Genomic DNA, 15159 nt, shown 5'->3' with positions numbered 1-15159 from the left:
CGACAATATGATTATTATAACGATGTTGTCCACGGATAATATTCATTATTACCAAATATAATAAGCGTCTTGCCTTTTTATTACCGCGTTTATTGAAGGTATCTCTATAATGTGTCCCACCGGATTGATATCGTTTGATATCAATTCCTACAAAAGCATTTAACTGTTTATTTGATTTGAATCTAGATATATCTCCAAGCTCACCGATTATCATAGCTGCAGTTAGTTCTCCAATTCCTGGTATAGAATAAATAATTTCAAAACAATCAAGTTCTTGAGCTAATAGAATCATTTCTTTATCTAATTGTGATAATTGTCCAATGGACTTTTTCAACTTTTGAATTAATAATTGTGCTTTTTTGACTAGAAACGAAGATGAATTGACGTTAGGATAACTATCATTCGCTAATTTAAAAAGAGTTTCTCCATAACTTTCTGCTTTTCGTTGAGATAATCCTTTATCTGTAGATTTTAAAATTGTAGAAATAATACTTTCACTATCATCTTGTAGAACAAAATCAAGATGAGTAAATATTTCAGCGATATTTAAGGCAATCATTGAATAACGATTTTTAAATAATTTTTCTAAGCCGGGAAATGTTTGATGGAGTATCTCAATAATTTCGACTTTCAATCGATTTTGTTCATTTTCGAATTCTAGATGAAATCGAGCTCGCTCACGTAATTCAAAGAAAATATCATCAGTTGTATTATTTAAACTATCAGAATCATTTAAAAATGGTGCTATTTGGGCTAACTTATGTGCATCTGATTGATCTGTTTTCCAAGGCCTTAAAGAGCTTGTTTTGAACTTTGCTTCTAAAGGATTTAACTCAATATAATTAATTTGGTTATTTCGACAGAACCGAACCATAGCTCTTGAGTATATACCTGTAGACTCAAAAATTAATTGTGGATGATTTACACGATTCAAATAATTAAATAAATAATTATAACCATTTTTGTTATTTTGAATGGTGAATTCCTTTTGGAATTTTTCATCGCTATAATGTGCAATCACACTATTTCTTTTACTAATATCAATGCCTAAGTAATCGATAAATAAAACCTCCTTAATAAATTTGAGAAGTTATAACTTTACTGAACCTTTCTCATATCACTTTCCTATACACGGTTTCAAGAACCCAACATACTACAACCGAAATTCAAAAGGCGAGAGTAAAGCTGACTAGTTTTTTTTACGGATTTCAAACCCGAGGGAGCGCACAGTCTACTCCTCTCTATAACTATAAAAAATAGCTATGAAAAAATCTATCGTCATAGATTTCTTCATAGCTAATCTTAGTATGTTTTTCTGTTTCATAATTTTATTCATTACATAAATTCATCTCTTCGTTCGATGAAATGAATGTTTTTTTCTTTTAGTGCTTTTTGAATAGCCGTTAATTCATCCAAACTTAACCATTCTGGATCTTTGTTATGTCGAATGTAATGTGGATCTTGTTTAACGTTATTAATCATTTCATCATAGTTATAGATCATAACAACTTCATTTTTTCGAATATTAAATTCTATCCCTTTAAATTGTTTGTCAGATCTATTTTTTTCTGCATCGATTGTTTTGATGATGCGTTCGACCTTATCCATAAAATTCACATCCTATTCATCTATCAATCCTAATTCTATACATGCATAGTATATACCATTTTCACTTACATGTTTCGTTTCAAAATCACAAACTTCTTTTAGTGCGTCAACGGCATTACCCATTGCTACACCACAACCTACTTCAGTAATCATTTCTACATCATTTGGTCCATCACCGAATGCAACTACTTCGCTTAATGGGAATCCTAATTTATCACTGAGTTCTTTTATGCCTTCTGCTTTAGAACGATCATTTGGCACTACATCTCTACTTAGTGGATACCATCTATAGAATTTCAACGCATTGAATTGATTATCGTACTTGTCATCTTCATCGTCAGCATGGAAAATAAGTGCTTGATAAACTGGGTAATCAAGATAATATGTATTGTGATATTCTGGATAATCCATCTTTAATGTTCCAAGACTTTCAGAAATGTCGTTATCACTTTCTACATTTGCATACACTGCTGTTTCGCCGAAGAATACTAGTGGATGATTATTCGCGTGTGCTTTGTCTACTATACTGGTAAGTTCCTCTTTATTTAATGGATATTTACTAATAATTTCTCCATTATATACAACAATTTGTCCGTTTAGCGAAACAAAAGTATCAATACCTGTTTCTCTAATAACTTCTTTAAACATATACGGTGCTCTACCCGTTGCAATTGCGACGATATGGCCAGCTTCTTTTAATTTTTTTATCGCATCAATAGTTGATTCTGGAATTTCTTTGTTTTCATCATAGATTGTACCATCTATATCAAAAAATATTAATTTCTTATTCAACTTTCATCGCCTCCTTGTCTCTATTCTAGTTGATAATCAATATATATGAAAGATTTAGTTAAATATCTTTATTTATCTCTAATTATCATGTAAAATGAACTTATTAAAAAGGTATTTATATATTTTCATATAATTACTTTTAAAAATGTACGGGAATCAAATTTTGAAATTGACAAACCCTAGACTTAAAAACTAGGGCTTTATTTATGTTAATTAACCTAGGAGGATTTATATATATGGCAGTATTTAAAGTATTTTTTCAAGAAGACAAAAGTGAAGTAATCGTACGTGAAAGTACACAAACAAAATATTTCGAAGGACAAACTGAAGAACAAGTAAGAAGATATTTATCTGACCGTAATTACAATATCGAATTTGTCCAAAAATTAGAGGGCTCTCATTTAGAATATGAAAAGAAATCTGATCACTTTAATGTGGAGACAATCTAAATGAATCCTTTACAAAAAAATGAAGTAGGCGTATACGCACTGGGTGGTCTCGGTGAAATTGGTAAAAACACGTACGCCCTCGAATATCAAGATGAAATCATTGTCATTGATGCAGGTATTAAATTCCCTGATGACGACCTTCTTGGTATCGATTACGTGATACCAGATTATACGTACTTAATTCAAAATAAACATAAAGTAAAAGCTTTATTTATCACTCATGGACACGAAGACCATATCGGTGGTGTCCCATTTTTATTAAAACAAATGAATGTTCCGATTTATAGTGGACCACTTGCTTTAGGTCTTATTAGAAATAAATTGGAAGAACATAATTTATTGAAGAGTGCTCAATTAAATGAAATTGATGAAGATTCAGTATTTGAATTTAAACATTTCAAAATTTCATTTTATTTAACAACTCATAGTATTCCAGAAGCATACGGGATTATTGCAGATACACCAGAAGGTAAAATTGTTCATACAGGTGACTTTAAATTTGATTTCACACCTGTTGGTAAACCTGCAAATATTGCCAAAATGGCTCAACTTGGTGAAGAAGGCGTATTATGTTTGTTATCAGACTCTACAAACTCTGAAGTTCCTAACTTTACATTAAGTGAAAAGGAAGTCGGACAAAACGTAGATGAGATTTTCCGTAAGTGTTCAGGTAGAATTATTTTTGCAACATTTGCTTCTAATATTTATAGAGTTCAACAAGCTGTTGAAGCAGCCGTTAAATACAATCGTAAAATTGTTGTCTTCGGTCGTTCAATGGAGAACAATATTAAAATTGGTACAGAATTGGGTTATATTAAAGTACCACCTGAAACATTTATTGAACCAAACAAAATTAATACCGTTCCAAAACATGAAATTCTTATTTTATGTACAGGTTCTCAAGGTGAACCAATGGCAGCATTATCAAGAATTGCTAATGGTACACATAGACAAATCAGCATTATTCCAGATGATACAGTTGTATTCAGTTCATCACCTATTCCAGGTAACACGAAGAGTGTAAATAGAACAATCAACGCTTTATACAAAGCTGGTGCTGATGTTATTCATGGTAAATTATCAAACATTCATACTTCAGGTCACGGTTCACAAGATGAACAAAAATTAATGTTACGTTTAATTAAGCCTAAATACTTTATGCCAATTCATGGCGAATATAGAATGCTTAAGAAACATAGTGAAACTGGTGTAAACTGTGGTGTAGATCCAGATAATATATTCGTATATGAAATTGGTGATGTGCTCGCACTTACTAAAGATTCTGCAAGATATGCTGGCCGTATTCCATCAGGAAATGTATTTGTTGATGGTAGCGGAATTGGAGATATCGGTAATGTCGTAATTAAAGACCGTAAAGTCCTTTCAGAAGAAGGTCTTGTAATAGTTGTTGTAAGTATAGATTTCAAAACGAAACAACTACTCTCAGGTCCAGACATCATCTCTAGAGGATTTGTATATATGAGAGAATCAGGTCATTTAATTTACGATGCACAACGATTAATCAAAAAAGCTGTTATTGAAAAGCTAAACAATAATGATAAAGTAGAATGGCATCACGTTAAATCTACAATTACTGAAGCTTTACAACCTTATTTATACGAAAAAACAGCTCGTAAACCAATGATTTTACCAATTATCATGAAAATTAAATAAAACATAAAAACACCCGTAATTTCTAAAAATTACGGGTGTTTTTTTACTCATTTACAAGTTTCTTCTCAAATCTATTTAAATCATTGTCATGACCTATCACGATTAATATATCATGAAATTCAATATTTTCATTTGGATCTGGTGCTACGATGATATCTTTACCTCTTTTAACAGCAATGATATTTATACCGTAATTTGCACGTACATCCAATTCTAATATAGAACTACCAGCAAGTCTTTCCCCTGCTTTAATTTCTACAATTGAATACTCATCTGAGAGTTCTAAGTAGTCTAGTACAGATGCACTAGCAACATTATGTGCGATACGACGACCCATATCTCTTTCTGGATGGACAACAGTATCCGCACCTATTTTATTGAGAATTTTAGCGTGATAATCGTTTTGAGCTTTAGCGGTAACTTTTTTAACACCTAATTCTTTAAGAATTAAGGTTGTTAATGTACTCGCTTGTATATTCTCACCTATCGCAACAATTACATGATCGAAATTACGTATACCTAAACTTTTCATAACCGCTTCATCTGTTGTATCTGCAATCACCGCATGTGTGGCGATATCACTGAACTCATTCACTCTTGCTTCATCTGCATCAATGGCCATTACATCCATATCTAAAGCATTGAGCTCTCTTACAATACTTCCGCCAAATCGGCCTAAACCTATAACTACATACTCCCTACTCATGATATGCCTCCATACTTTATAATAATCTTATTTTTTACCTTTAACGTAATCAGCATCAAAGATAAATAATCTTAATAATAATATAAGCGATGGCACGAGTAAAAGTAAACCTAAAATAAATACGATTACAAGCATTAATGCCATTTGATCGTTCACAACTGCTTTATCAATATTGATAAACGGATCTAATATATATGGTAATTTACTTACACCATATCCAAAGAACGCTGTACCGAATTGTAATAATATCATAATAAAAGCAACACCATGTGCTTTTTTAAAGTATATTAATCCAACAGCAATGAGAAAGAATATAATACTTAAACCGAATAACCACCAATAACTGCCGACTGCATTATTAAAATGCGTTTCATTATGTTGTCTTAAAGATAAGAAAACGAACTGACAAATGATGATCATTGGAATTGCCCATATAAGGAACCACTGTCTCAATAAATGATATGCTTCAGAATCTTTAGCTTTGTTTGCATAAAATGTTAAAAATCCTGATGAAATATATAACACAGAAATAATTGCTAAAAATACGACTGCCCATGCATATGGACTTAATAATAAATCAACCCATTGTAGGTGAACACCATCACTTGTTTCTTTTATATAGCCACCTTCAGCAATTGTTAAAATTGTTGATAATGATGCTGGAATCAATAAACCTGTTCCACCATATAAGAATAACCACGATAACTTACTATCTTGTCCATAGTTTTCAAATGCATAAAAACTACCACGAATGGTTAGTAGAATTAATGCAATACTTCCAGGTATTAATAATGTTGACCCGAAATAATAAGCAGAATCTGGGAAGAATCCAACTATTCCTACAAAAAAGAATACGAAGAATACGTTTGTTACTTCCCAAACAGGGTTTAAATATCTAGAAATTAAGTTATTGATAATATGATCCTGTTTCGTTAATTTCGCGTGAAATGCGAAGAATCCTGCACCAAAGTCAATCGCACCAATAATAATGTAACCAAACAGAAAGAGCCAAAGCACTGTAATACCTATATGTTGATAATCCATTATACTTCACCCTTTCTGTCTATTATTTTGTTTACATCATCAGTCGCTTTACTGTGACTAAACATTCTAATAAGTACATAACTTGATGAAATACCAAGAACTAAATAAAGTATTGCAAATGCAATGAATACGAGTGCTAGTCCGTCAGCATTTGTTGCAGCTTGTGCAACTTTTAAGTAACCCCTTAATATCCAAGGTTGTCTACCCATCTCGGCTAAGAACCAACCAAATTCAATTGCAAGCATTGCAAGTGGTCCGGTTAATACTGATAAATATAAGATTGGTTTACTATATTGTGACCATTTTTTTACCCATTTTAATACAATAAATAAAGCTGAAACGACAAAACAATAAACACCAAAGAATACCATCAAATCAAAGAAATAGTGAATGATAAGTGGTGGTGTTTCATCACTCTTAAATTCGTTTAATCCTTTAACTTCAGTATTAAAATTACTATCAGATAAGAAACTTAAAGCGCCAGGTATTTTAATAGCACCTTTTACTTCTTGTTTATCTTCATCTACTACCCCAAATAATACTAGGTCTGCTTTTGATTCACTTTCAAAATGCCATTCCATAGCTGCTAATTTTTCAGGTTGTTCTTGATGTAAGAACTTAGCTGATAAATCTCCTGCTAACATCGCAAGTAAACTCGCAATTAAACCGACAGTCATCGTAAGTTTGAGTGCTTTTTTATGATATTCTTTATCGTCTATAAATTTATTCTTAATTAAACGATATGCTGCTATACTTGCTAAAATAAATGCAGCTGTCATAAACGCAGTCGATACAACGTGAAATGATCTAATACCGAATGATGCATTAAACATCGCTGCAACTGGATCAATATTCATCAATTTTCCATTGATAAAATCGAATCCATTTGGTGTATTCATGAAAGAATTCACAGATGTTATAAAGAACGCTGAAAATGTACCACCTATAATGACTGGTAACGTAATTAAAAAGTGCGTCCATTTACCTTTGAATCTATCCCACGTATATAAATAAATACTTAAGAAAATAGCCTCAAAGAAAAAGGCGAATGTTTCCATAAATAATGGTAGTGCAATAACTTGACCACCTAATTGCATAAATGATGGCCACAATAATGATAATTGTAGACCAATAATTGTTCCCGTAACTACTCCGACCGCTACAGTAATCGTATAACCTTTAGACCAACGTTTTGCCATTGCTATATACATAGGATTATTGTTCTTAATACCTATGAATTCTGCAATTGCAAACATTAATGGGATACCCACACCAATTGTTGCAAAAATGATATGGAACCCCAATGTCATAGCAGTTAGTAAACGACTTATAACTACTGCATCCATAATATTCCTCCATTCAACGTTTGTGATATACATCACAATTTAATCTTATTATACAATACTTTAATCATTTGTGAAATGTTTAACATTTACAAAGTAATGACAAATTAATGGCAAAATAGGACATAATCGTTGAACGCTTTAAAAAATCATTTATAATATGTCTATATAAAGTTGAGGTGAAAGCTATGAGTGAAGTTACAATTTATACACAAGATCAGTGTCCCCCTTGCCAATTTGTAAAACAATTTTTTAATGAAAAAGAAATTCCATTTACAGAAAAAAATATAAAAAACAAACAATTTAAAAACGAACTTATCGATCTAGACAGTTTTTCAACACCCACTGTTCTCATTAATGATGAAGTTTTTTATCAAGTTGATATAGAATCTTTTAATAAAGCATTAGGCATTCATTAATGAAGATTCAAATTCCAAGTTCTAAAATTAAAGTCACCACACATTCTATTGATACGAACTTAAAATCAAATCTGAAACTTATTCATATAACAGATTTGCATTTAGGTTATTATTCTAATTTAGAAAATTTATATCAACTTGTACGTCTGATTAATGAGCAAGAAGCAGATATTGTTTGTTTCACAGGTGATTGTTTTGATGATATTGCTCAAATTTCATTTGACCCTTATCTAGTTATACCTTTATTTCGTACAGTTCAATCAAAATATGGAAAGTTTTTTGTTCCAGGCAACCACGATTACGGTTCAAACGGCATTCATACAGTGTTAGATATCATGAACCAATCGGATTTTGAAGTCTTGTTAAACAGTTCTTACGTCGTAAACACACCTGATGGTAATATTCAGATTAACGGCATTGACGATTTATGTTTTGGTCAGCCTAACTTTAGTAGTTCATTCCAAGTACCAAATTGTCATATAGACTTTCGAATAGGTCTTGTACATGAACCAGATAAAGTTAAATTATTAGATCCAAACATCCATTTAGTACTTTCTGGACATACACATGGTGGTCAAGTTCGACTCCCTAAGATTGGCGCTATTTATACACCAACTTATGGAAAAGTATATAAACAAGGTTTATATCAAATTAGAACTGGACAATACCTTTATGTTAATCAAGGCATAGGTATGACAAGACTACCTATTAGAATATTTTGCTCACCTGAAATTGCGATATTCAACTTGAAATCTCATTAATGTCTTAAAAAAATCATTAACATATAAAAACAGAGCAGTTATCTACTTAATGTTAAGAGATAACTGCTCTGTTTTTTAATTTTAAAGAATTTGATTAACGAGTTCTACAACTTCTTCTTCTGTTGCACAGTTAATTGCTTTGCCCGCTAATTCTTGCATTTCTTTTTGATCTAATTGTTTGATTTGTTTTCTAGCTTTTAGAATACTTGTCGCACTCATAGAGAATTCATCTAAACCTAATCCAAGTAATAATGGAATTGCTGTATTGTCTCCAGCCATTTCTCCACACATACCCGTCCATTTACCTTCTTTATGAGAAGCTTCAATTACTTGCTTAACTAAGCGAAGAATTGCAGGGTTATATGGTTGGTATAAGTAAGAAACACGCTCAGACATACGGTCAGCAGCCATTGTATATTGGATTAAATCATTCGTACCAATACTGAAGAAATCAACTTCTTTAGCGAAGATGTCTGCAAGTGCTGCAGTAGATGGAATTTCTACCATAATACCGATTTCGATATCATCCGCAACGTTAACACCTTCAGAAACTAATTTTTCTTTTTCCTCAAGTAAGATTGCTTTAGCATCTCTAAATTCTTTAATAGTTGCAATCATAGGGAACATGATATTTAACTTACCAAATTCAGATGCACGTAATAAAGCTCTTAATTGTGTTCTAAAGATTTCAGTTTGATCTAAACATAAACGAATCGCTCTATATCCTAAGAATGGGTTCATTTCTTTAGGTAAGTTTAGATAAGATAATTCTTTATCTCCACCTATGTCTAAAGTACGAACGACAACACGTTTGCCGTCCATTTCTTTTAAAACTTTGCTATATGCTTCAAATTGTTCTTCTTCTGAAGGCATATTGTCTCTACCCATGTATAAGAATTCAGTACGGTATAAACCGATACCTTCTGCGCCGTTATTTTTAACACCTTCTAAGTCATTAGGTGTACCAATATTCGCAGCTAATTCAACATGAACACCATCTTTAGAAACAGATTCATCATTAACAAGTTTAGCTAATTCTTCTTTTTCAGCTAAGAAGTTTTTCTGTTTTTGTTCGTATGCTTGAACTTCGTCATCTGTTGGGTTAATGATTACATCACCAGATAAACCATCAATGATTAAACTATCACCATGGTTTACGCGATCTGTAATATCTTTAGTACCTACAACAGCAGGAATTTCCAATGAACGACTCATTATTGCTGAGTGTGAAGTTCTTCCACCGATATTTGTCGCAAAACCTTTAACAAACTCTTTGTTAAGTTGCGCAGTATCAGATGGTGTTAAATCTTCACCTACAATAATAACGCTTTCATTGATCATACTAGGATTTGGTAATTCTACACCTAAAATATGTGCCAAAATACGTTTAGAAACATCGCGAATATCCGCTGCACGTTCTTTCATATATTCATTATCCATATTTTCAAAAATTGTAATGAAGTTTGTTGATACTTCATTTAATGCAGTAGGTGCATTTACTTTGTTATTTCGAATATTTTCTTCAATTGGATTTAATAATTCTGGATCTTCTAATACTAATAAATGAGCATCAAAAATCGCAGCTTTATCTGCACCAAGTTGTTTTTCAGCATTATTACGAATTTGAGTTAATTCAACTTTTGATTGATTAACAGCCGCTTTAAACTTTTCAACTTCGCCGTCTACATCGCTGATATTTTCGCTTGAAAACGATAAGTCAGGTTCAACTAATAAATATGCTTTACTAATAGCCACACCATCAGATGCAGCTATACCTTTTAATATTTCAGACATTATTTAGTTAATCCTTCTTTAGATAATACTTCAGTAATTGCTTCGATAGCTTCTTTCTCATCACTACCCTCAGCGTAGATAGTAATTTCAGCATCTTTACCAACACCTAGGCTCATTACACCCATGATTGATTTTAAGTTAACTTTTTTAGCGTTATATTCTAATTGTACATCTGAATCAAATTTAGATGCAGTTTGAACTAACATTGTTGCTGGTCTAGCATGAATACCCGTTTCGTCAATAATTACGTATGAATTTTGTTCCATTTTTATTGTCTCCTTCTGATACCTATATTAAATTTGTATAAAATCAAATTTTATCTATACGATTAAAGAATATCAAAAAACCACTTACAATTCAATCATATTACATAAGTATGCAATTATTTGAGCTGATTATTCTTTAATTTTGAAGGTTCGTATATTCAACTGCTATTTGTGTACCAATTTTAGCGTTATGCTCAACAAGTTTAATATTTGTTTCTAATGATTTACCTTCAGATTGCTTAACGATTTCACCTAATAGGAATGGTGTAGAATCTTTACCATGAATACCTTCTTCTTCAGCTTTAGCAACTGCTTTGTCAATAATACCATTGATGAAACTTGGTTCTAGTTGATCCTCTTCTGGAACTGGGTTAGCTACAACAATACCTGTTTCTAAACCTAAATCCCATTGCACTTCTGCTAGTTTCGCAATTGTACTTACTTCATCAATTCTTGTATTTAATTTAAGACCACTTTCTCTTGTAAAGAATGCTGGAAGTTCATCAGTTTGATATCCAACTACAGGTACTCCTTTTGTTTCTAAATATTCTAATGTTTTGTCTAAGTCTAGAATTGATTTAGCACCAGCACAAATGACAGCTACTTTCGTTTTAGAAAGTTCATCTAAGTCTGCAGAAATATCCATTGTATGCTCAGCACCCTTATGAACACCACCGATACCACCAGTAACAAAGAATTTAATGTCTGCTAATTGCGCACAAATCATTGTTGAAGCCACTGTTGTTGCACCAATTTTCTTAGTTGCTAATATTTCAGCGATATCTCTTCTAGAAACTTTTGATACATTTTCTGCACTTGCTAATAATTCTAATTCATCTTCGCTCAATCCAATTTTAATCTTTCCATCAATAATTGCGATTGTTGCTGGTACCCCACCATTATCTCTTACAATTTGTTCTACTTTTTGTGCCATTTCTACGTTTTGAGGATAAGGCATACCATGTGAAATAATTGTAGATTCTAAAGCAACAATTGCTTTACCTTCCTCTTTTGCTTTTTCTACTTCTTCTGAAAATTGAATATAGTTTTCCATTATAAAGCCTCCATGTCCTTAATTAATTGTTTTTTATCTAAATCTTGTCTCACTGTATAAGCTGTTTGAATTGTTTTAGATGCATTTGCTTTTGCCAAATCAATAATTTTGTCGATTTCAAATGATTTCAACCATCCATAAATTAAACCTGACGTAAAAGCATCACCAGCACCTGTTACATCAACGACATTATCTACTTTTTTAACTTCAAATTGACGTTGACCTTCATCACCATCATAAATAATTTTATCTTTACCTGATGTCACAACTAAGTTCTTCACACCAAGTAATCTAATTTCACCAATGTATTGAATTAATTCCGCTTCTGTTTGTGCATTTTTACCTACGAAAGATTCAACTTCATCTTTATTTAATATGAGCCAATCAACCGCATGTAAGTTATGAGGTAGACGATTCATTTTAGGTCCAGATACTGCAATCAAGACTAATTTAATCTTTTTCTTCTCAGCGTATGAACATAAAAACTCTATCGTCTCTTTAGGACAGTTTAAATCTGCAATAATACATTTAGATTTATTAAGTAAGTATGTGTTCTTAATCATAAACTCCGGCGTAATTTTGTCATATACTGACATATCTGCAAATCCCATAGTCATACTGCCATGTTGATCTAACAATGCTGTATAACTTCCCGTTGATTCGCTAGAGATTTTCTCTACATAATCCACATTCATAAATGGTGATGATAAATCTGAAATATGTTGCCACTCTGCATCATTACCTGAAGTTGTTAATAACAGAACATCTTCACCGATACGTCCTAAATTCTCAGCAACATTTCTAGCAACACCACCAATAGAAGTTTCAGAGGTAACTGGATTTGAAGTACCTTTTACTAATTCGTCTGTAATATGAAATTTCCTATCTATGTTAGCCCCACCAATACAAACAATTGGATTTTGTTCATTTAATACATATGCTTTCCCTTGAACATATTCTTTCTTAACTAAACCTGAAATAATATTTGCAACTGCAGGTCTAGACAAACCAACTTTATCTGATAACTCTTGTTGGGATATAAAAGGATTTTCTTTTATTAAGTTAAGAATTAATTTTTCGTTTTCATTCATTGAATTCACCTCACAAACATTTGTTTATTTTTCAAACTTTAGTTTACATTTTTAATTATAAAGCGTTTTCAGTATAATTGCAAATATAACATAAAAAAATTACACAAAAATAAGCTAAGACATTACAAAATGCCTTAGCTTCGTATCAAAATATTATTCACCTATAAAGTCTTGAATGACTGTTTCACATTTTTTAATGTGATCTTCGCCCATTTTTTTCATTAAATAATAACTAATTGAGCCAGCAACTGCTTGTCCAACTAATGGCACCCATCTTGATTGTTTTGCCGCTTCTCTTTTTACGACTGATCTAAAAATAACTTTTACCATTGCATTCGTTACTTTTTGACCAATAAACTGGCTACCTCTCATTGCAGCAGATGTTAAAACTTTTTGTTTTAGATCATCTTGCATTTTATTAACTTGCTTATGACTTAATCCATAAATTTTATTAATATCTTCAATGATATCGCCCATTAATTTAATATCCATACCAACACCAAGTCCTGGGATTGGTACTACATTTGCAGCTGAAGACATTAATGACTTCTTATGAATAAGTTCTTTAGCTTTTTTTCTACGTTCTAACAATTCTTCTTGTGAAATTGGTAATTCAGAACGCTTCTTTATTTCTTGTATACCAAATGCTTTATTGCCTGCTTTTGTCGTAATTTTATCGAAAATTCCCATTGTTTCCATTCTCCTCACAGTTCGATTATATTCAATCATTATTATAATAATATATACCCGAACTAGGAAATTTTAACCATTTATTTGTACGAATACGACTTTCAAGTATTTACTTGGTTTATAGTGAGGATGACTCTTGAAGTCTTTTGGTAATCCCATTACATCAGAGATTGTATAATCAACACCTGATTGATCTAATGTTTGATTTATCATTTTTTTGAATGCTTTTTGTGGGAAAGCACTTGAATTTGTACTTAACACTAAGTTACCATTCTCGTTTAATAATTCTAATGCACCTTCAATTAATTCAGGATAGTTTTTCTGAACACTAAAAGTCTTTTTCTTATTACGTGCGAAACTTGGTGGATCAATAACGACAACGTCATAACTTAAACCATGTCTTAAAGCATATTTGAAATAATCAAATACATCCATAATAAATATGTGGTTCTGATTAAGATCCATTGTATTTAAACCAAAGTTTGCTTCAGTTAATGGTCTAGCTCTATTAGCTAAATCCACACTTGTAGTTGATCGAGCATTGTCACTTGCTGCAACTGAAAATGCACCAGTATAACTAAATAAATTTAATATATCTTTATCTTGACTATAGTGATCTCTTAACTTTTTTCTAACATCTTTTTGATCTAAGAAAATACCTGTCATAGGTCCATCATCAAGATTAATATTATAGAACATATTGTTTTCTTCAATGACATACGGAAATTCTGGTGCTTCACCCGTTACGAAGTCTGACGCTGTTTCCATGCCTTTAAATCTTCTTTTTTCAAAAATTGATTTATAATCAAAGACTTCTTTAATTGCAGGTAATATTCTATCTTTCAATCTATATATGCCTACTGAGTACCATTGAACTAATAAATGACCGTCATAATGATCAATTGTCAGTCCACCAATTCCATCACCTTCAGCATTAAATAATCTATATGCATTGATACCATCTACATTTTCATAATATGCTCTATCATTTTTAGCTTCATCAAATAACTTTACAAAAAAGTTATGATCAATCTTTTCAGTTGAGTCTAATGATAATACCCAGCCTATACCTTTATTTTGTTCACCATAATATGCAGTTGCAATAAATCTTTTACCCGCATCAACAAGTGCGACTAATTCACCTTCATCCATATTAGGCATATCAAAAACGTCGTCTTTTTCAACTAGAGGATATCCTCTTAAATATTTATCTTCTTTTCCTTTTTTGAGCATTAATTGTTTCATTATATATTAGCCATCCTTTCGAAATGTCTCACATATTATAACGTATATTATTCAAAACACCAAAAAACAGAGTATTCCCCTTTAGAATACTCTGTTAACCGAATTTTATTAATCAAAATTTCCCCCAGAAAGTTTTGATCCCCTTATATGTAAACGCTTACTAAAGTTAGTATAAAGGATAAGATTATTCCACGCAATACATTTTTTGAATAAATTCATTAAA

The 15159-nt window shown here is 31.6% G+C and carries 16 protein-coding genes; 4 read left to right on the top strand and 12 right to left on the bottom strand.

Annotated features, from left to right (window positions below):
• The 3 genes from LQ694_RS11060 to LQ694_RS11050 all read right to left on the bottom strand — a co-directional run.
• Positions 1 to 1060 (bottom strand): IS110 family RNA-guided transposase (locus LQ694_RS11060; protein WP_345772309.1); only part of this gene is annotated, 1060 nt, incomplete at its 3' end.
• Positions 1061 to 1335: 275 nt separating this feature from the next.
• Entirely contained in the window at positions 1336 to 1608 is a 273-nt protein-coding gene (locus LQ694_RS11055; protein WP_025905179.1) for a hypothetical protein, read from the bottom strand.
• A gap of 12 nt (positions 1609 to 1620) precedes the next feature.
• Positions 1621 to 2400, bottom strand: a complete 780-nt coding sequence (locus tag LQ694_RS11050) for a Cof-type HAD-IIB family hydrolase (protein ID WP_218696718.1) — start codon at positions 2398 to 2400, stop codon at positions 1621 to 1623.
• Positions 2401 to 2636: 236 nt separating this feature from the next.
• Between LQ694_RS11050 and LQ694_RS11045 the strand changes: the two genes are divergently transcribed.
• Positions 2637 to 2849: a DNA-dependent RNA polymerase subunit epsilon gene (locus LQ694_RS11045; RefSeq protein WP_218696719.1), complete on the top strand. Its 213-nt coding sequence runs from the start codon at positions 2637 to 2639 to the stop codon at positions 2847 to 2849.
• Positions 2850 to 4523: a ribonuclease J1 gene (gene rnjA / locus LQ694_RS11040; protein WP_239772038.1), complete on the top strand. Its 1674-nt coding sequence runs from the start codon at positions 2850 to 2852 to the stop codon at positions 4521 to 4523.
• Positions 4524 to 4566: 43 nt separating this feature from the next.
• Here rnjA and LQ694_RS11035 read toward each other — a convergent pair whose 3' ends face one another.
• Genes LQ694_RS11035 through LQ694_RS11025 form a run of 3 tightly spaced genes read right to left on the bottom strand, consistent with a single transcriptional unit; the run spans position 4567 to position 7619 of the window.
• Entirely contained in the window at positions 4567 to 5229 is a 663-nt protein-coding gene (locus LQ694_RS11035) for a potassium channel family protein (protein WP_025905183.1), read from the bottom strand.
• A gap of 27 nt (positions 5230 to 5256) precedes the next feature.
• Positions 5257 to 6273 (bottom strand): cytochrome d ubiquinol oxidase subunit II, encoded by a 1017-nt coding sequence (locus tag LQ694_RS11030; RefSeq protein WP_048542219.1) that lies wholly within the window; start codon positions 6271 to 6273, stop codon positions 5257 to 5259.
• Positions 6273 to 7619, bottom strand: coding sequence for a cytochrome ubiquinol oxidase subunit I (locus tag LQ694_RS11025; protein WP_058611467.1), 1347 nt, complete (start codon positions 7617 to 7619; stop codon positions 6273 to 6275). The genes LQ694_RS11030 and LQ694_RS11025 overlap by 1 nt, the downstream gene beginning before the upstream one ends.
• Positions 7620 to 7804: 185 nt before the next feature.
• On the opposite strand from LQ694_RS11025, the gene LQ694_RS11020 reads away from it, so the two are divergent.
• Complete coding sequence (locus LQ694_RS11020; protein WP_096791282.1) at positions 7805 to 8035, top strand: glutaredoxin family protein; 231 nt, start codon at positions 7805 to 7807, stop codon at positions 8033 to 8035.
• A complete protein-coding gene (locus LQ694_RS11015; protein ID WP_070373037.1) occupies positions 8035 to 8796 on the top strand; it encodes a metallophosphoesterase in 762 nt (253 codons plus the stop codon). The genes LQ694_RS11020 and LQ694_RS11015 overlap by 1 nt, the downstream gene beginning before the upstream one ends.
• An 81-nt stretch (positions 8797 to 8877) precedes the next feature.
• Here the strand turns inward: LQ694_RS11015 and ptsP are convergent, their stop codons facing one another.
• From ptsP to LQ694_RS10985, 6 genes are all read right to left on the bottom strand, one after another.
• Positions 8878 to 10590, bottom strand: a complete 1713-nt coding sequence (gene ptsP, locus LQ694_RS11010; protein WP_096791280.1) for a phosphoenolpyruvate--protein phosphotransferase — start codon at positions 10588 to 10590, stop codon at positions 8878 to 8880.
• A complete protein-coding gene (locus LQ694_RS11005; protein ID WP_016912884.1) occupies positions 10590 to 10856 on the bottom strand; it encodes a phosphocarrier protein HPr in 267 nt (88 codons plus the stop codon). Before LQ694_RS11005 ends, ptsP begins: the two co-directional genes overlap by 1 nt.
• Before the next feature lie 136 nt (positions 10857 to 10992).
• Positions 10993 to 11910, bottom strand: coding sequence for a pseudouridine-5'-phosphate glycosidase (locus LQ694_RS11000; RefSeq protein ID WP_048542209.1), 918 nt, complete (start codon positions 11908 to 11910; stop codon positions 10993 to 10995).
• Complete coding sequence (locus LQ694_RS10995; RefSeq protein WP_218696721.1) at positions 11910 to 13001, bottom strand: carbohydrate kinase; 1092 nt, start codon at positions 12999 to 13001, stop codon at positions 11910 to 11912. The genes LQ694_RS11000 and LQ694_RS10995 overlap by 1 nt, the downstream gene beginning before the upstream one ends.
• 153 nt (positions 13002 to 13154) lie before the next feature.
• Entirely contained in the window at positions 13155 to 13691 is a 537-nt protein-coding gene (locus LQ694_RS10990; RefSeq protein ID WP_058611473.1) for a hypothetical protein, read from the bottom strand.
• Between the two features lie 72 nt (positions 13692 to 13763).
• Positions 13764 to 14936, bottom strand: a complete 1173-nt coding sequence (locus LQ694_RS10985) for a class I SAM-dependent rRNA methyltransferase (RefSeq protein WP_096791279.1) — start codon at positions 14934 to 14936, stop codon at positions 13764 to 13766.
• Between the last annotated feature and the right edge of the window lie 223 nt (positions 14937 to 15159).

This window comes from Mammaliicoccus sp. P-M58 (assembly GCF_022386165.1).
Lineage (GTDB): Bacteria > Bacillota > Bacilli > Staphylococcales > Staphylococcaceae > Mammaliicoccus > Mammaliicoccus sciuri.
This window is presented reverse-complemented; position numbering and strand designations above follow the sequence as displayed.